Source organism: Acinetobacter sp. YH01006 (genome assembly GCF_013420445.1).
GTDB lineage: Bacteria > Pseudomonadota > Gammaproteobacteria > Pseudomonadales > Moraxellaceae > Acinetobacter > Acinetobacter pseudolwoffii.
In genome coordinates, this window is record NZ_VOYB01000007.1 from 15,402 (window position 1) to 31,047 (window position 15,646).

Annotated in this window: 18 protein-coding genes; 7 read left to right on the plus strand and 11 right to left on the minus strand. The window is 45.8% G+C overall.

Annotation, left to right across the window (positions count from 1 at the left end; all coding sequences use genetic code 11):
* Nucleotides 1-129 precede the first annotated feature (129 nt).
* The 7 genes from FTT73_RS07805 to ubiG all read right to left on the minus strand — a co-directional run bounded on the left by FTT73_RS07805 (nucleotide 130) and on the right by ubiG (nucleotide 4,785).
* On the minus strand, nucleotides 130-516 hold the full coding sequence (locus FTT73_RS07805) for an RcnB family protein (protein ID WP_005173379.1): 387 nt from the start codon (nucleotides 514-516) through the stop codon (nucleotides 130-132).
* A 246-nt stretch (nucleotides 517-762) separates the two neighbouring features.
* Nucleotides 763-1,152: an RcnB family protein gene (locus tag FTT73_RS07810; RefSeq protein ID WP_005173376.1), complete on the minus strand. Its 390-nt coding sequence runs from the start codon at nucleotides 1,150-1,152 to the stop codon at nucleotides 763-765.
* A 313-nt stretch (nucleotides 1,153-1,465) separates the two neighbouring features.
* A complete protein-coding gene (locus tag FTT73_RS07815) occupies nucleotides 1,466-1,621 on the minus strand; it encodes a hypothetical protein (protein ID WP_005173373.1) in 156 nt (51 codons plus the stop codon).
* Between the two features lie 181 nt (nucleotides 1,622-1,802).
* On the minus strand, nucleotides 1,803-2,222 hold the full coding sequence (locus tag FTT73_RS07820; RefSeq protein ID WP_180191246.1) for a hypothetical protein: 420 nt from the start codon (nucleotides 2,220-2,222) through the stop codon (nucleotides 1,803-1,805).
* A gap of 362 nt (nucleotides 2,223-2,584) precedes the next feature.
* Nucleotides 2,585-3,331 (minus strand): YciK family oxidoreductase, encoded by a 747-nt coding sequence (locus tag FTT73_RS07825; RefSeq protein ID WP_180076172.1) that lies wholly within the window; start codon nucleotides 3,329-3,331, stop codon nucleotides 2,585-2,587.
* A gap of 39 nt (nucleotides 3,332-3,370) precedes the next feature.
* The gene (locus FTT73_RS07830; RefSeq protein WP_180191247.1) at nucleotides 3,371-4,060 is read right to left on the minus strand and encodes an HAD family hydrolase; all 690 of its coding nucleotides are present in this window, start codon (nucleotides 4,058-4,060) and stop codon (nucleotides 3,371-3,373) included.
* Complete coding sequence (gene ubiG, locus FTT73_RS07835; RefSeq protein WP_100357013.1) at nucleotides 4,057-4,785, minus strand: bifunctional 2-polyprenyl-6-hydroxyphenol methylase/3-demethylubiquinol 3-O-methyltransferase UbiG; 729 nt, start codon at nucleotides 4,783-4,785, stop codon at nucleotides 4,057-4,059. Before ubiG ends, FTT73_RS07830 begins: the two co-directional genes overlap by 4 nt.
* A 227-nt stretch (nucleotides 4,786-5,012) precedes the next feature.
* Between ubiG and FTT73_RS07840 the strand changes: the two genes are divergently transcribed.
* Nucleotides 5,013-5,627 (plus strand): thiol:disulfide interchange protein DsbA/DsbL, encoded by a 615-nt coding sequence (locus FTT73_RS07840; protein ID WP_005173368.1) that lies wholly within the window; start codon nucleotides 5,013-5,015, stop codon nucleotides 5,625-5,627.
* Nucleotides 5,628-5,680: 53 nt separating this feature from the next.
* On the opposite strand, the gene FTT73_RS07845 is transcribed toward FTT73_RS07840, so the two are convergent.
* A complete protein-coding gene (locus tag FTT73_RS07845) occupies nucleotides 5,681-6,376 on the minus strand; it encodes a TetR family transcriptional regulator (protein ID WP_180072369.1) in 696 nt (231 codons plus the stop codon).
* 195 nt (nucleotides 6,377-6,571) lie between these two features.
* Here FTT73_RS07845 and rph point away from each other — a divergent pair, with 195 nt between their 5' ends.
* Together rph and FTT73_RS07855 are read left to right on the plus strand one after the other, a co-directional pair.
* Entirely contained in the window at nucleotides 6,572-7,288 is a 717-nt protein-coding gene (rph, locus tag FTT73_RS07850) for a ribonuclease PH (RefSeq protein ID WP_005173362.1), read from the plus strand.
* Nucleotides 7,289-7,503: 215 nt separating this feature from the next.
* Nucleotides 7,504-7,665 (plus strand): hypothetical protein, encoded by a 162-nt coding sequence (locus tag FTT73_RS07855; RefSeq protein ID WP_180001047.1) that lies wholly within the window; start codon nucleotides 7,504-7,506, stop codon nucleotides 7,663-7,665.
* Between the two features lie 93 nt (nucleotides 7,666-7,758).
* On the opposite strand, the gene nadC is transcribed toward FTT73_RS07855, so the two are convergent.
* Entirely contained in the window at nucleotides 7,759-8,610 is an 852-nt protein-coding gene (nadC, locus tag FTT73_RS07860; RefSeq protein WP_074383822.1) for a carboxylating nicotinate-nucleotide diphosphorylase, read from the minus strand.
* Between the two features lie 180 nt (nucleotides 8,611-8,790).
* Here nadC and ampD point away from each other — a divergent pair, with 180 nt between their 5' ends.
* Together ampD and murJ are read left to right on the plus strand one after the other, a co-directional pair.
* Nucleotides 8,791-9,381 carry a 1,6-anhydro-N-acetylmuramyl-L-alanine amidase AmpD gene (ampD, locus tag FTT73_RS07865; RefSeq protein WP_180191248.1) on the plus strand — a complete coding sequence of 197 codons (591 nt, stop codon included), beginning with the start codon at nucleotides 8,791-8,793 and terminating at the stop codon, nucleotides 9,379-9,381.
* Nucleotides 9,382-9,441: 60 nt separating this feature from the next.
* On the plus strand, nucleotides 9,442-10,992 hold the full coding sequence (murJ, locus tag FTT73_RS07870; RefSeq protein WP_171502643.1) for a murein biosynthesis integral membrane protein MurJ: 1,551 nt from the start codon (nucleotides 9,442-9,444) through the stop codon (nucleotides 10,990-10,992).
* Between the two features lie 110 nt (nucleotides 10,993-11,102).
* On the opposite strand, the gene FTT73_RS07875 is transcribed toward murJ, so the two are convergent.
* Complete coding sequence (locus FTT73_RS07875) at nucleotides 11,103-11,261, minus strand: DUF1328 domain-containing protein (protein WP_004647174.1); 159 nt, start codon at nucleotides 11,259-11,261, stop codon at nucleotides 11,103-11,105.
* Nucleotides 11,262-11,449: 188 nt separating this feature from the next.
* Between FTT73_RS07875 and FTT73_RS07880 the strand changes: the two genes are divergently transcribed.
* Nucleotides 11,450-11,905: a YcgN family cysteine cluster protein gene (locus FTT73_RS07880; protein ID WP_171063370.1), complete on the plus strand. Its 456-nt coding sequence runs from the start codon at nucleotides 11,450-11,452 to the stop codon at nucleotides 11,903-11,905.
* 17 nt (nucleotides 11,906-11,922) lie between these two features.
* Here FTT73_RS07880 and FTT73_RS07885 read toward each other — a convergent pair whose 3' ends face one another.
* Nucleotides 11,923-14,061, minus strand: coding sequence for a bifunctional diguanylate cyclase/phosphodiesterase (locus FTT73_RS07885; RefSeq protein WP_180191249.1), 2,139 nt, complete (start codon nucleotides 14,059-14,061; stop codon nucleotides 11,923-11,925).
* Nucleotides 14,062-14,326: 265 nt separating this feature from the next.
* Between FTT73_RS07885 and FTT73_RS07890 the strand changes: the two genes are divergently transcribed.
* On the plus strand, nucleotides 14,327-15,601 hold the full coding sequence (locus FTT73_RS07890; RefSeq protein ID WP_005173345.1) for a replication-associated recombination protein A: 1,275 nt from the start codon (nucleotides 14,327-14,329) through the stop codon (nucleotides 15,599-15,601).
* Nucleotides 15,602-15,646: the final 45 nt, after the last annotated feature.

Here is a 15,646-nt window from a genome sequence, read left to right on the forward strand (position 1 = left end):
GTGCCTATTTCAATGATTGAAGATCCAGCTTTGATTCTAATGAAAAAAAACGCAAGTGGAAGTGCAGAAATAAAAAAACACCTGAAGGGGACTTCAGGTGTCTGCAAGACGAGCAGTAATGGAGAAAAATTAATTGATGATTCGTACAATTCTATTGCTACGTTCATTGACCAGAACGTAGTCATTGTTGACTTTGTACCATTGCTGGAAACGGCCGGTATTCGGTAAACGGCGAGCTTCGCGATCACTGACTTCAAAACGCTTGTTATCGTATTGACGCGGTAAGCTTTGTCCTACACGCCAGTCACGGCTTGGATTAACCATACGGTTATTATGGCGGCGGTCATCATTCCAGCGACGGTCGTCATTCCATTTTTTACTGTCTTTGGCATTCCAGTGCGGTGCCGGTTTATGCGGATTATGGTTATAACGCGGATCATGCTGTGGTGCTGCCATTGCAGAAGTAGCCAACAAAGCACTTAGGGATAACGCAATTGTAGTTAGGACTTTTTTCATGGCTCTCACCTAAAATGTAGATCTGATTTCGATGAGATTAAATTAGCGAATAAGTACATAGAAAGCGTGAGGGCTATTTAGTTAAATTGTTAAATTCATGAAGAAATTTAGAAGATAAATCACTTGAACCAAAAGTGTGAAAATCAGCAGGAGTTTTAGTTCAAAAATTTTCAATTGCTGAAAATAAAAAAAGACCCAAACATGGTTGAGTCGATAAGAGGATCGGAGCTTGAACAGGATGGTGAATTAATCCCCCACAATCCGGATAATGCTGTTATTTTCAGAATTGACCAGAATGTAGTCATTGTTAATTTTATACCACTGCTGTTTGCGATCTGGTCGAGGCAGGTTATGCTCTTTATATTCGACTTTATAGCCATTGCCACGATAATGCTGCGGCATGACATAGCCAGGCTGCCATCTGAGCTGTTGCAGGCGTTTGACCCCGCGTTCTTCACGCATACGGCGTTTATCATGTTGCCCTTGATCATTTTCACGGAATTCACGGCCTTTCTTGCCATGCCCATGACGGCTATCCATTTGTGATTCAGCATTGAAATGAGGGGAGGCTATTGCAACATGACTCAGCATGAATGTACTGCAGGAGATCGCTAATGCCACCAAAACCTTTTTCATGTTGAACCCTCATTAAATTGTTCATGTTCTACTGTGTCTAATATACGGAAAGATTACAGAGAAACTGTGAAGAACAGGCACCAGTTTTATAACAAATGCAGAGATATTATGATTATGTCATGATTTTACATGAGCTTAGGCTGCGCATTTGTCCGATGACCCGACAGGCTGAGCCTGGTTCTTATCTCATCAAAGTGAGGGCAAACATGCAAGCTAAAATCGATGATTTAGCTCAAAAAAACAGCATTGAAGTCACACCGAAACGATATATGCTCGGCTTAAAACACAGAAAATTCTAAAAACTTTCTGGATATTAATTCCATTGCTCGGTCAAACCTTGCAAGGACTGAATCGCTGCAGCCACCGATTCAGCTTGAACTGCATCATCGAGTGCCACAATGAGAGCCTCGGATAACTGCAAATGTTCGATGCGGCGAATGGTGTCAATTTTACGTTTTTGGTCAGCCATGCTGTGTTCCTGATTTAAGCTATATGGGATCAGAAAAGCATAGCTCAGAACAATTTATTTGAAAAACCGAATAATTTTATAAATTTGATATAAAAAATCGATTGATTGTCAGGCTGATAAAACACAGGCTAAAAAAAGGCACTTTTAGGAAGTGCCCTCATAGATATAAATTGCGTGGCTTTTAATATGCGTAATTCAGATCGGTATAATCGTTAAGTGATTTCTGTACATGTGCCTGAATAAAGCTACGGACATCTTCGGCAGTCATGGCTTTCCCCTGATTGCTGATCACATGCTCGATTTCGGGTTGGCCTTCAATTTTAATGCGATAAACAAAATGCTTGGCCAGACGATAGCGATCGTCTAATTTTTCAATTCCGGTCACATAATAATACGCATGTTTAAAATTCAGATCACTATGTGAAAAAACAAACTGATCGAATAATTTCAGTTTCTGACCATTTTCGAGTGCCTTGATGTCATCCACAATACTGGCTTCAAACTTGGTGTCATATTTTTCTGAAATCGGCTGTTGATCGATCAACAGTGAAACCATGCCATCTTCCAGGTTGCTTACGGTCATGTTGTTTAATTCAGTCATGGTGCACTCGAGTGAAATTTGTTGGAGCTTAGTATGCTGTAATTTGAGGGGAACTCAAGGCTGGCTGTATCAGGCTGCGGAAGATTTATTCACTGTGCGAAGCTCAAACGGAAATGAAAAGGCAGCGATTACTGCATTGCTGTCTCATCATCTTTTCTTCAAATATTTAAATGGCTTGTGTCGGCGAAATCCTACTTTTGACAGCCCCAAAGTAGGCAAAAGTCTTTTGTTCGCCATACCCAACATCCTTGTCGTGATGGCTAAGGTGTGACATTCCTGTCACACTCGCGTATCCAAAATCAACTCAATGCAATTGTGGGACAGCAACAGCAGGCACTTGCTGATATTAAACCAAGATGATTTTAATCCTGTGCATCAATACTCTGACCATTCATATGCAGGCTGTCATTACCCATCAAATATAGATAAGCCGGCATAATGGAATCGGGTGTAGGCAGGGTCTTTGGATCTTCATTGGGATAGGCCTTGGCGCGCATGGCAGTACGTGTTGCCCCGGGATTGATGCAGTTATAGCGGATATTCGGATGCACCTGCTCTTTGGCAAATAACTGGTTCACCGCTTCAATGGCAATTTTAGACACCGAATAAGCGCCCCAGCGTTCGCGGGCTTCGCGGCCTACACCTGAACTGGCAAACACCACCGAAGCATGCTCGGATTTTTCTAATAAGGGCAACAGCGCCTGGGTCATGATAAAAGGTGCCCGCAGATTGACCGCCATGACATCATCCCAGACATTCACCGGATAATCCGCCAGCGGAACCCGTTCACCTAAAATCCCGGCATTATGCAGAATTCCGTCCAGACGGCCAAACTGACGATCCAGGGTATCCAGCAAAAGTTCATAATCACGTTCCGAGGCGCTAGAAAGCTGTAGCGGCAAGATGGCAGGTTGCGGCGCACCTAAACTTTCAATTTCATCATAGATGACTTCGAGTTTGTTTAAGGTACGTCCATGCAGCACCACAGTTGCGCCATGCAAGGCATAACTGATTGCTGCTGCACGTCCAATGCCATCGCCCGCACCTGTGATCAGGATAATACGATCTTTGAGCAGATCGGGGCGAGGTTGATATGCTGAATATTTCACTATCTACCTCCTTATTTGTTATTGTTCAGTTTTAAGCTTTTAAGATACCGCAGTCGGCTGTTTGAGTAGCAAGGTCTGAATCAGCTGATGTAATTCTGCAACAGTATCCACTATATAGTCGGCTTGCCAGGCTGTTAAGTCATCTTTGTATTGCAGTGGTAAATAACCGTAAGCTGCCAGAATGGTAGGTATTTTGGCATGGCGTCCTGCATCAATATCGCGCGGATGATCGCCAATGTAGATACAGTCTTCTGCCGCAAGCCCCAGTTGCTTGGCAGCCAGATACATCGGTTCAGGGTCGGGCTTGGTACGGGTCACATCTTCCGGACAGACCAGCACGGCACAGCGCTCGGTCAAGTTTAATGCTTTTAATAAAGATTCACTGAGCCAGCGTGGTTTATTGGTGACGATGCCCCAGGGAACATCCTGTGCTTCCAGCTGTTCCAGTAACGGATACATGCCCTTAAACAGATCGGTATCGACTGCAATGTCTGCGCCGTACATGTCCAGAAAGCGCTGACGATGTTGCAGAAATACCGGATCTTCCAGTTCCAGTTCCGGATAGACCAGTTTCACCATGGCGCGTGCGCCTTCGGAGACCTGAGTCCGGATCAGTTCGGGTTCGACCAGCGCGCGGCCTTCTTCACGGCACATCTGCTGGATAATCCGGATAAAATCGGCCGCGGTATCAATCAGGGTGCCATCGAGGTCAAATAAAACGGCTTTCATGCGCTGGTCTCGTTCTGGCTTTCTTTGACTGTATAGACCATATAGTTGACATCGACATTCGGTGCCAACCAGTAGCGTTTAGTCAAGGGATTATAATGCAGACCGGTCATGTCTTTGAGTTTTAAGCCGGCATTGCGAATATCGTGCGCCAGCTCGGACGGTTTGATAAATTTGCTGTAATCATGGGTGCCTTTGGCCAGCATCCGCAGCACATATTCTGCACCAATAATGGCAAATAAATACGATTTCGGATTACGGTTAATGGTCGAGAAGAACACATGGCCACCTGGCTTGACCAGCTTGTGACAGGCCTGAATAATCGAGGCCGGATCTGGCACGTGTTCCAGCATTTCCATGCAGGTCACAATGTCGTATTGGCCAGCCTGTTCCTCTGCCAGTTGCTCGACCGGCACCTGACGGTATTCGATATTGCTGACACCTTCCTGTTCGGCATGAATCCGCGCCACATTCAGAGGGGCTGCACCCATATCAATCCCGAGCACATCGGCACCGCGGCGCGCCATACTTTCGGCCAGAATGCCGCCACCACAGCCGACATCCAGGATTTTCTTGCCACTCAGGCCACCGGCATGTTCATCAATCCAGTTTAAACGTAGTGGATTAATCATGTGCAAGGGGCGGAACTCGGAATGCTGATCCCACCATATAGCTGCAAATGCTTCAAACTTGGCAATTTCTTGTGGATCAACATTCAATTGCGACATCGGTGTCACCTCAATCAGTCGTGATTATCTAAAAATACATAGGGGCCGAATGGCCAGAGTGACTGACTTAAAACCTTGAAAATCAGTCCTCTGCTTTAGTGTAGCGTTTCTGGCAGAAAAAGCGATAAAAGCAGCAAAAAAGTTCACAGAATGAAAACGAAATCGGCATAATTGATTTATAGTGAACCCATACACTAAGCATAATGATTTAGAGGACGATAATCCCAATGAAAAAATTCCTTTTAGGCGCTGTTGCCGCATCTGTTTTGGCCTTTTCCGGCAGTGCTATGGCCAATTTTGTGGCAGGTCAGGACTATCAGGTGGTCGCACAACCAGTCAAAGTCGAAAAACCGGGCAAAATTGAAGTACGTGAATTCTTCTGGTATGGCTGTGGTCACTGTTTCATGCTGGAACCACATATGCAGGGCTGGTTGAAAAAATTACCTAAAGATGTTCGTTTTGTACGTACACCTGCTGCGATGAATCCACTCTGGGAACAAGCGGCACGTGCTTATTATGTGTCTGAAGCTTTGGGTGTGCGCCAAAAAGCCCATTTGCAGTTATTCCATGATATTCATGACAAGCAGCGTCCAATTTTAGAACAGGCACAACTGGCCAAGTTCTATACCCGTTATGGTATTTCTGAAGCAAAATTTAACACGACTTATAAATCATTCCCGATTTCGTCAAAAATTGCGCAGGCCAAAAATCTGGCTGCTCAATATCAGTTAAGCGGCGTACCGGCGGTGACTGTCAATGGTAAATATATTGTGCAGGGCAATGATGCCAAAGTAATTCAGGTGGTGAATTACCTGATTGAAAAAGAGCGTAAAGCCAAATAAGAAATAACCGAGTATCCGTAAAAAACCTGCATCAATAATGCAGGTTTTTTTATTCAGATGGGGGGAGTACTTGTTTCTGTATTGATTGACGGATCTGCTGTTTTTGTCGGAATTCGATGCCAGTGCAAAATCCCTCGCAATAAAAGCTGCATCTGTAGCACGCTTTGGGTTTTAAAGACATTGGATAGGGTGCGGCGTAGCTCTGGATCAGCCTGATGTTGCAGATGAATCCAGCCCATGGCCCAGTTCAGCGACAGATCAATCAGCATCTGTGCCAGTGCCTGCAAATCTTGCGAAGACTGGATATGTTGGGCGGCTTGCATTTTTTCCAGTTCATGCATGACATCTTCAGTCAAAAAACGAATTTCCCGTTCTATTCCTGCACGTAACATTGCCGAGCCCCCCCAGCGTTCTGCAACAAAAAAAATCCAGGGTTCAGGGTGATATTCGACTGCCTGAAAAAATAGCTCAATTCCGGTTTTAGTCCGGGTGTTGGGCTGATACAGATAGGCCTGTCCCAGTTGATTCAGCACTCCCTTGAGATGAATCGCGACCTGATCCAGCAGCTCTAGTCCCAACTGCTCCATATCCTGAAAATGCCGATAAAATGCCGTGGGCACCAGTCCAACGGCATGCGCGACTTCACGCAGACTGATGGTGCTAAAAGCGCGACCCTGACTGCTCAAGGCCAGTGTGGCATCCAGTAGCGCCTGATGGCTTTGCTGCTTGCGATCTTCACGTAAGGACATAAATGGGTTTCCTCAAGGGGAGATTTAGTCTAGCAAAAATTAAGGCAAATCGTAGCGCCACAGGTCGGCAGAATTTCGATATTTAACCGCACTCTGATGCATCGATTTTGTAAATCAATCATCCGGCTGACCAATCTTGGCAAAGGCTTCTGTTATACTGAGCCGCAATTATTTTTAGCCTATACAGGACTTATCATGCGTATCGACCAACGAGCATTAGATCAATTACGTGAAGTGAAAATTACCCGTAACTATACACGTTATGCGGAAGGCTCGGTATTGGTTGAGTTTGGTCATACCAAAGTACTGTGCACTGCCAGTGTAGAGAGTTCTGTTCCACGTTTCCTGAAAGGTCAGGGCCAGGGCTGGGTGACGGCTGAATATGGCATGTTGCCACGTTCAACCCATACCCGTAGCGACCGCGAAGCGGCACGTGGCAAACAGAGTGGCCGTACCCAGGAAATCCAGCGTCTGATCGGTCGTAGCTTGCGCTCAATGGTTGACCTGAAAAAGCTGGGTGAAAATACCATTACCATTGACTGTGATGTGATTCAGGCTGATGGCGGTACCCGTACTGCAGCGATTACCGGTGCTGCGGTGGCGCTGGTCGATGCCATGAATGTTTTGCTGGAAAGAAAGAAAATCAAACATGATCCATTAAAAGGTCTGGTGGCTGCGGTTTCTGTTGGTATTTTCAAAGATGAAGTATTACTGGATCTTTGCTATGAAGAAGATTCGAACTGTCAAACCGATTTGAACGTGGTGATGACACAGGCCGGTGAATTTATTGAAATTCAGGGCACTGCGGAAGACAAACCATTTACCCGTGCCCAATCGGATGCCATGCTGGAAATGGCCGAGAAAGGCATTCAGGAGCTGGTAAAAAAACAGCAACAAGCTTTGGGCTGGTAATTCATTCCTGCCAAATATAAAACGCATCTCAGGATGCGTTTTTTTATGCCGGAAATTTCAGAATACAGCTCCATTGAAAATGCAGCACAAAACTTCCTGACAAAATTCCGACATGAATCGGCTAGATCCAGAGCTATTTTACCCCGATATTCAAACGATATCACCATGAGGAATGCGAGATGAAACAGTGGATTTGTGCAATGTCTTTGCTGGGCATGTTTGGACTAAGCGCCTGTGACTGGGGCAATCAGCGGAAGGATGACGAGCGTTCAGTGTTAAATCAGGATCGTGAGGAGGATAACGGAAGATATAACGACCGTGATGGTGACGATGATGACCGCGATCGTCGAGGTAATCGGGACGACGATGATGATTAAGGTCTAAAATAGAAAATTGAGCAAAATATATGCAAAAAAAATTCTAAAAATCAAAAAAGGGTGCTTCGCACCCTCAATGGTCATCTATCGAATTTAGGCTTCAGCATTAAATCGCATCGATAAATCCACAGCTTTGACATCTTTGGTCAAGACACCCATCGAAATATAATCGACACCGCTACTGGCAACTTCACGTAAATTTTCGATCGTGATATTGCCAGATGCTTCCAGTTTGCAGCGGCCGGCCACATGCTGTACTGCCTCAATCATTTGCTGCTGGCTGAAATTATCCAGCATCACGATATCCGCATTGGCCTCTAAGGCCTGATTCAGTTCATCCCAGGTTTCGACTTCCACTTCGACCGGTTTGCCCGGCGCAATCTGGTGTGCCTTGGCAATCGCCTGAACAATTCCGCCAGCGGCCATAATATGATTTTCTTTAATCAAAAAGGCATCGAATAAACCCAGACGATGATTCTGCCCACCACCAATGGCAACGGCATATTTTTGTGCAATACGCAGGCCAGGAAGGGTTTTACGGGTATCCAGTAGCTTGGTATTTAAGCCATCCAATTGTTTGACATAATGCGCTGTTTTCGTCGCAACTGCAGACAGTGTCTGGACAAAATTCAGCGCAGGACGTTCCACAGTCAATAAACTGCGTGCAGAACCGGCCAGTTTCAGGAAAGTTTCATTGGCTTGAACCCGATCACCCTCATTTTTTAGCCAGATCACTTCAACACTTGGATCATAAGCCTGAATCAAGGCATTCACCCAAGGTTGCCCGGCCAGTACCATATCTTCACGGCTGATGATCGTGGCAGTGGCCTGTTCATCTTCAGGGGTCAGCAGGGCAGTAATATCGCCGTCACCAATATCTTCTGAAAGTGCCTGTTGGATATTGATCTGAATCGACTGGTCTAGCAACGCTTGAGATATGCGCATGAGTATTTCCGTATCTTTTAAGCCGTGAAAATTGCGCATTATCTTAGCACTGTTACATAAAAAATGAGCGATTTTTCCTACAGTCTGCCGGGATGAATTGAGATTTGTGCCTGAAAGTTTTAGCATGAAGCCGGCTGCAACCCTGATCGTGCAGATTTTATTTTTGGAGAGAATGGTTTTATGCAACAGGCAGCCGAGTTTCAGGTTAAGAATGGACAACTGATGGGCGCACGTCACATTCCCTCTCCCAATTTTAACCAGCGTCCGGACAATACCGAGATTCAGCTCATTGTGGTGCATAACATCAGTCTGCCACCCTCACAGTTTGGCGGCGGTTATATTGAACAGTTTTTTCAAAATCAACTGGATTGGTCAGTCCATCCCTATTTTCAAAGCATTGAAGGGATGCAGGTTTCGACCCATCTACTGATTTTACGTTCTGGTGAGGTACTGCAATTCGTCAATTTTAATGACCGTGCCTGGCATGCCGGACGTTCCACCTATTTGGGTAAAAAAGAATGTAATGATTATTCGATTGGCATCGAGCTGGAAGGTAGTGACGACTTGCCTTTTGAACCGGTACAGTATGCTGCCTTGATCAAAGTCACTGCCTGTTTGCAAGATTATTATCCTAAAATTCAGCAGCATATTGCCGGACATTCGGATATTGCCCCAGGCCGTAAGACCGATCCGGGACCGTATTTTAACTGGGCTGATTTTCGTCGCCAGTTACAGCATTATAAAAATACCTCAACCTCGCTTGAGCAATGAAATTAAGCAATGAACTTCTGACAGAGGTTTCATTACAATAGCCACAAATTTATACATTAGGTGAATAAGATGGCGCTTTGGCGTTCGACCGTCATTGTCAGTGCGATGACCATGTTGTCACGTGTACTGGGATTGGTTCGAGATATTGTTTTACTGAATGTCTTTGGTGCGGGTAAGGACTTCGATACCTTCGTGGTCGCATTTCGTATTCCAAACTTTTTCAGGCGCTTATTTGCCGAAGGGGCATTTTCACAGGCCTTTATTCCGGTTTTGACCGAATACAAAACCAGTCGTACCCATGCCGAAGTGCAGATTCTGATTAGCCGGGTATTTGGCTGTCTGGCAACGGTAATGAGTCTGCTGACCATGTTTGCAGTGATTGCTGCACCGTTGATCATGTATATCTATGCGCCCGGTTTCCATAGCGATCCTGAGAAATTCGCCTTGGCGACTGACATGTTCCGCCTGACCATTCCTTATTTACTGTTCATGTCACTGACGGCTTTTGCCAGCAGTATTCTGAACAGTTATGGTTCTTTTAGTACACCGGCCTTTGCACCGGTCTTGCTCAATGTGGCCATGATTGCTGGCGCGCTCTGGCTGACTCCGCATATGGCAGAGCCGATTATGGCACTGGGCTGGGCAGTGATCATTGCCGGTATTTTACAGCTGGCGATTCAGATTCCTGAACTGTGGCGTAAAAACCTGCTGATTCCACCTAAAATTGACTTCAAGCATGAAGGCGTGGATCGCATCATGAAGTTGATGCTGCCGGCTTTATTTGGTGTATCCGTCACGCAGATTAACCTGCTGCTGAATACCATCTGGGCTTCATTTATGCAGGATGGTTCGGTGTCCTGGCTGTATAGTGCCGAGCGCATGACCGAGTTGCCGCTTGGCCTGATTGGTGTAGCGATTGGTACTGTCATTTTGCCATCTTTATCGGCACGACATACCGAGCAGAATCCGGAAAAATTCCGCGGCATGATGGACTGGGCCGCTAAAGTGATTGTAATGGCAGGTTTACCGGCCAGTATTGCCTTGTTTATGCTGTCGACCCCGATCATTCAGGCCCTGTTTGAACGTGGTCAGTTCAGCTTTGAAGATACCCAAATGACGGCTCTGGCGCTGCAATGTATGAGCGGTGGTGTGATTGCCTTTATGTTGATTAAAGTCTTTGCCCCGGGTTTCTATGCACAGCAGGATACCAAAACACCGGTGCGTGTCGGTCTGATGGCTGTGGCTGCCAATGCAATCCTGAACGTGATTTTTATCGGTATCTTCAAGTTGATTGACTGGGAAGCAGAACATATGGCACTGGCACTGGCATCGACCGGTTCAGCCATGGTGAATGCCGGCCTGCTTTATTACTATCTGCATAAGCGTCATATTTTCCGCTTTGGCCCGCACTGGAAAAAAATCTTCCTGCAATTCATGTTTGCCAATGTGGTGATGATCGCAGCTTTGGCTTATGCCTTAAGTTGGTATAATGCCGATGTGTCGCAATGGATGCGTGTCGCAGAAGTACTCATCTTGTGTGTCATTGGTGTGGTGGCCTATCTGGCGGCCTTGCTGGCGGCAGGTTTTAGACCGCGTCATTTAAAACCTTAAGTGAATATTGAACTTAATATTCGCTTAATAAAGCCATAAAAAAACAAGAGCCAGAAGGCTCTTGTTTTTTTCGAAGGATCATACTTGCTTCGACTCAATCTAAACTGAATCTAGACCTTACCGCGGGAAAGAAATCCAACGATCGCAAGAATCACCGCAATTACTAACAAGATAATTGCAAAATCCTTAGATAAGCCTGCTACTCCACCGAAACCAAGTAGACTCGCAATTAATGCAATAACAGCAAAAATAATAGCCCAGCGAAACATATATATTCTCCATGTGTTTTTATTTTCAAATTTAGTATAGAAATAAACGATTCCAGCGACTGTTAGTGTTTTGTTGACGAACTGTCTATGATTTAACAATAGTTTACGTGATGGTAATAAGAATTTGAGCGGTAGGTCTGCGCGGTTTGGGCTGCTATAATCAGCTGATTTTTGAGTGCGCCGACCTGATCATGACCGATACTTTACGTCCCGAATTTTGGAAAAACTATGGCCTTGCCGAACTCACGCAAGCCGAGTGGGAAGCCTTGTGTGATGGTTGCGGACTCTGTTGCCTGATTAAACTGGAAGATGAAGATACCCAGGAAGTCGCTTATACCAAAGTGGCCTGCAAACTGCTGGATTGTACGACTGCGCGTTGCTCCAATTATCCAGAGCGTTTGCACTATGTGCCAGACTGTATTCAGCTCACGCCAGAAAAATTGGAAACGATTCACTGGTTGCCTTCAAGCTGTGCTTATCGCCGGGTCGAGCAGGGCAAAAGCCTGCCATCCTGGCATTATCTGATCAGCGGTTCACGGGAAAGTGTGATTCAGGCACGCAAGTCGGCAGCAGGGCGCTGCCTGAGTGAAGCCGACATTCCTGAAGACGACATCGAAGACTATATCGTGCGTTGGGTGCGTTAATTTGCCGCGATAAGTACCTATTGATTTGCCGGCTGCAGTAGGGCCTGAGCCGAAGCACCGGCCATCGGACGATAGAAATAAAAGCCTTGTCCAATCTGACAGTCACAATGGATCAGGGTATCGAGTTGTTCGGTATTTTCGATGCCTTCGACCAGAACATCCAAAGCAATGCTGGAGCCAATCTGGGTAATGGCTTTGACAATCGCCAAGGCGGACGGGTCACTGTTCATACGCTCGACGAAGTTGCGGTCAATTTTGATGCAATCCACCGGATAGTCTTGTAAACGGGTTAGTGAAGAATGTCCGGTGCCGAAATCATCCAGTGAGATCTGGATTCCGGCCTGTTTCAGCAGGTTCAGGGCCCGGATCACATAATTGGCACCATGCTCGGACAGACTCTGTTCGGTAATTTCCAGTTCCACCTTATGCGCAGGAATATCAAAATTGGACAGGCGGGCCAACATTTTTTCAGCATAGTCATCGCGCAAAAATTCAACCGGTGCAGCATTGATTGAAATCGGTAACAGATCCAGTCCTTGGGCCTGCCAGCGACTCATATCGGCAAAGACTTTCAGTTGCATGGTTTCACTGATACGTGAGGCCAGCTCATAGTCCTGAAAGGCACCAAAAATCTCGGAAGGCAGTTGCACCTGCTGATCCTGATCTTGCCAGCGTAACAGCGCTTCAAAACCAATCACCACACCATCAGACAGACGAACTTTGGGCTGATAATAGGGAATGATCTGATCGGCCAGAATAATCTTGCGTGCCAGGGTCAGCTGCCTGGTCATATTTTCCAGTGAGCCGCACATGTCCTGACTAAACATGCGAATGCCACCACGTCCACTATTTTTCAGATCATTTAAGGCAATGTCGGCACATTTCAACAGGTTCGAAGTATTTAATGCATCACGTGGATAGATAGCACAGCCAATACTCATGGCACTGCTGATACTGTCGCCAATATAATTGATCGGTTGATCCAGCTGGCTATAGGCCAGTTGCGCCGTGGCCAGCAGCTGTTCTTCACTTTCCAGATTTTTCACCAGAACCGCAAATTCATCTCCACCCAAACGGGCCACAATGGTATTCGGGCCGAAACAGGCCTGGAAACGCTGACCCAGAACATGGAGTAGATGATCGCCAGCAATATGGCCCAAGGTGTCATTGATGTGCCGGAAATAATCCAGATCAATCAGCAGTAGACCCGCCTTGGTCTGCTGTTGTTGCGCTTTTAATAGCACCTGTTTAAAGGTTTTATAGAAGGTACTGCGATTATACAGACCAGTCAGTTCATCTCGTTTAATGGCTTCTTTTAAGCGGGTTTCTGCAATTTTTTGCTGACTGATATTGCGTGAGACACAGAGGATGCTTTGGGTAATATTGTGCTGATCCAGAATCGGGGTCAGCAGATGATCCCAATATTGGATTGGCTGGTCTTTGCTCTGAGTTTTGCTAGAAAAACGGCTATTTAAGCCTAGGACTGCCTGTTTCAGTGCACGTTGCGCAGATTTTCGGGCTTCAGGTGCTAAACGGTTCAGCCAGGACAAAGAACTGTCCTGATCTTGCGCTGTTGTTTCGCTTTCTGGTGTCAGACCGTCAGACTGGTTACTATGCCGAATCTGACCTTCAGGACTGATAATATGGATGCAGTCTGCGCTGGCATCCAGCATATTTTCCTGGGTTGAAACGATTTGAGACAGTTGTTGCTGGATTTCAAAATAATCATGCACATCCGTCAGTGAAACCGCCCACTGCAACACATCTTCCGGATCATGATGAAATTTTACCGCCAGCGTACACATACGATAATGGGTATCGCTGCGTTTAATCCGGCACTGGGTTTCAAAATTCTGATGCTGATCCAGTGCCGCATGCCACAGCTTCGAAAACAGCTGTAAGTCCTCGGTATGAATGAAACTCTGCCACGATATATTGCCCGGTTCATTCAGGTTCACACCAAGATAATCGGTCATGGCGGCGTTAAAATAGTGCAGATGTGTTTTGCTACTGACCCAGAGAGGTTGGGGTAAGGCATCAATCAGTTTTTGAAGCTGAATTAATTCAGACAGATGAACAGGGGTTGAACTCAGTGATGTTGCCAGCAGAGGTTGCGACTGGCTCACAGCTCCCTGTTCAAATTTATCATGCTTCATGCATTCACCAATACAACCCAAAAAATACCCAGGGGGGCGACATAAGTTTCTTTTAATTAGAATAAACAATATGAAAATTACACTGTAATTAATTCACAATTAATCATGTTCAAATTACTTGCTTTTATGAAGATTAATTCATTCAGAATTAAAAAAATAGAGGATTTCTACATAAATTAATTTTTTATGCTTTATGTTTGCAATCTTGGAATCAAAACTGCTGGTGTTAGAATGAGATCAGAATTTAGTTTGAGCCAATAATAACATGTCAGATAGTCATATCCCGCTTCCAGAACGCTTAAGACCACGTGACCTTGCAGAGATTATCGGGCAGGAACATTTACTGGGGGAACAGGCGCCCTTACGCCAGATGATTGATCAGGGTCATCTACCGTCGATTATTTTCTGGGGACCACCCGGCGTTGGAAAAACCACCATTGCCTTACTGTTGGCACAAGCGGTAGATCGGCCTTTTATCAGTCTGTCTGCCCTGAATACCGGAGTGAAAGAGCTGCGTGAAGTGATTGCCGATGGTGGTGATCTGCTGACGCCAGTGGTGTTTATTGATGAAATTCACCGCTTTAATAAATCCCAGCAGGATGCACTGTTAAATGCGGTCGAAAAAGGGAAAATTACCTTAATTGGTGCCACTACCGAAAACCCGTCTTTTGAAGTGAATAGTGCCTTATTGTCACGTTGTCAGGTGTATAGCCTGAATGCGTTGAGTGCGGAATCGATTCAGACTCTGCTCACACAAGCCTTGCAAAATGACCGTTTTTTGCAGGAACGACATATCCTGATTGAAGAATTTGATGCCTTGGTGCAGTTCGCAGCAGGTGATGCCCGTAAAGCATTGAATTTACTTGATCTGATTGCCAGTACTTTTGAACCGGATATGGAAAATATCATCACCAATGCAGGGGTGGTGAAAGTGGCACAGCAAAATATTGCCCGTTATGACAAGTCCGGTGAACAGCATTATGATCTGGTCTCGGCTTTTATAAAATCAATTCGCGGCAGTGATCCCGATGCAGCGCTGTACTGGATGGCACGCATGCTCAAAGGCGGTGAAGATCCGGTATTTATTGCCCGCCGTATGCTGATTGCAGCTTCTGAAGATATCGGTAATTCCAATCCGAATGCCTTATTGCTGGCGGGTGAATGTTTCCGTTCGGTGCAGGCCGTCGGCATGCCGGAATGCCGGATTATTTTAGGACAATGTGCAGTGTATTTAGCCACCAGTGCCAAAAGTAACAGCACCTATCTGGCAATTAACAAGGCGATGGAGCTTGCAGATAAAACCTCGAATTTGCCGGTGCCTTTGCATTTGAGAAATGCACCGACCAAGCTGATGAAAGAACAGGGCTACGGGGTGGATTATCTGTATCCGCATCATTATCCTGAGCATTTTGTGCTGCAAGACTATATGCCGCCAGAACTGAAAGATACCAAACTGTATGAGTCGGCACGCAATAAACGTGAAGTTGAAGGAGAGCGCTTACAGCAACGCCGTTGGCAACAACAGCAACAGCAGCAATAATATCAGTACACAAATAGATTAAACTCAGGCAAAAAAAAGCCCAAT

Bases quoted from the DNA above. Each gene is read 5' to 3' on its own strand.
- FTT73_RS07805 (WP_005173379.1), bottom strand. From the start codon at position 516: ATGAAAAAAGTCCTAACTACAATTGCGTTATCCCTAAGTGCTTTGTTG.
- FTT73_RS07810 (WP_005173376.1), bottom strand. From the start codon at position 1,152: ATGAAAAAGGTTTTGGTGGCATTAGCGATCTCCTGCAGTACATTCATG.
- FTT73_RS07815 (WP_005173373.1), bottom strand. From the start codon at position 1,621: ATGGCTGACCAAAAACGTAAAATTGACACCATTCGCCGCATCGAACAT.
- FTT73_RS07820 (WP_180191246.1), bottom strand. From the start codon at position 2,222: ATGACTGAATTAAACAACATGACCGTAAGCAACCTGGAAGATGGCATG.
- FTT73_RS07830 (WP_180191247.1), bottom strand. From the start codon at position 4,060: ATGAAAGCCGTTTTATTTGACCTCGATGGCACCCTGATTGATACCGCG.
- ubiG (WP_100357013.1), bottom strand. From the start codon at position 4,785: ATGTCGCAATTGAATGTTGATCCACAAGAAATTGCCAAGTTTGAAGCA.
- FTT73_RS07840 (WP_005173368.1), top strand. From the start codon at position 5,013: ATGAAAAAATTCCTTTTAGGCGCTGTTGCCGCATCTGTTTTGGCCTTT.
- FTT73_RS07845 (WP_180072369.1), bottom strand. From the start codon at position 6,376: ATGTCCTTACGTGAAGATCGCAAGCAGCAAAGCCATCAGGCGCTACTG.
- rph (WP_005173362.1), top strand. From the start codon at position 6,572: ATGCGTATCGACCAACGAGCATTAGATCAATTACGTGAAGTGAAAATT.
- FTT73_RS07855 (WP_180001047.1), top strand. From the start codon at position 7,504: ATGTTTGGACTAAGCGCCTGTGACTGGGGCAATCAGCGGAAGGATGAC.
- nadC (WP_074383822.1), bottom strand. From the start codon at position 8,610: ATGCGCATATCTCAAGCGTTGCTAGACCAGTCGATTCAGATCAATATC.
- ampD (WP_180191248.1), top strand. From the start codon at position 8,791: ATGCAACAGGCAGCCGAGTTTCAGGTTAAGAATGGACAACTGATGGGC.
- FTT73_RS07875 (WP_004647174.1), bottom strand. From the start codon at position 11,261: ATGTTTCGCTGGGCTATTATTTTTGCTGTTATTGCATTAATTGCGAGT.
- FTT73_RS07885 (WP_180191249.1), bottom strand. From the start codon at position 14,061: ATGAAGCATGATAAATTTGAACAGGGAGCTGTGAGCCAGTCGCAACCT.
- FTT73_RS07890 (WP_005173345.1), top strand. From the start codon at position 14,327: ATGTCAGATAGTCATATCCCGCTTCCAGAACGCTTAAGACCACGTGAC.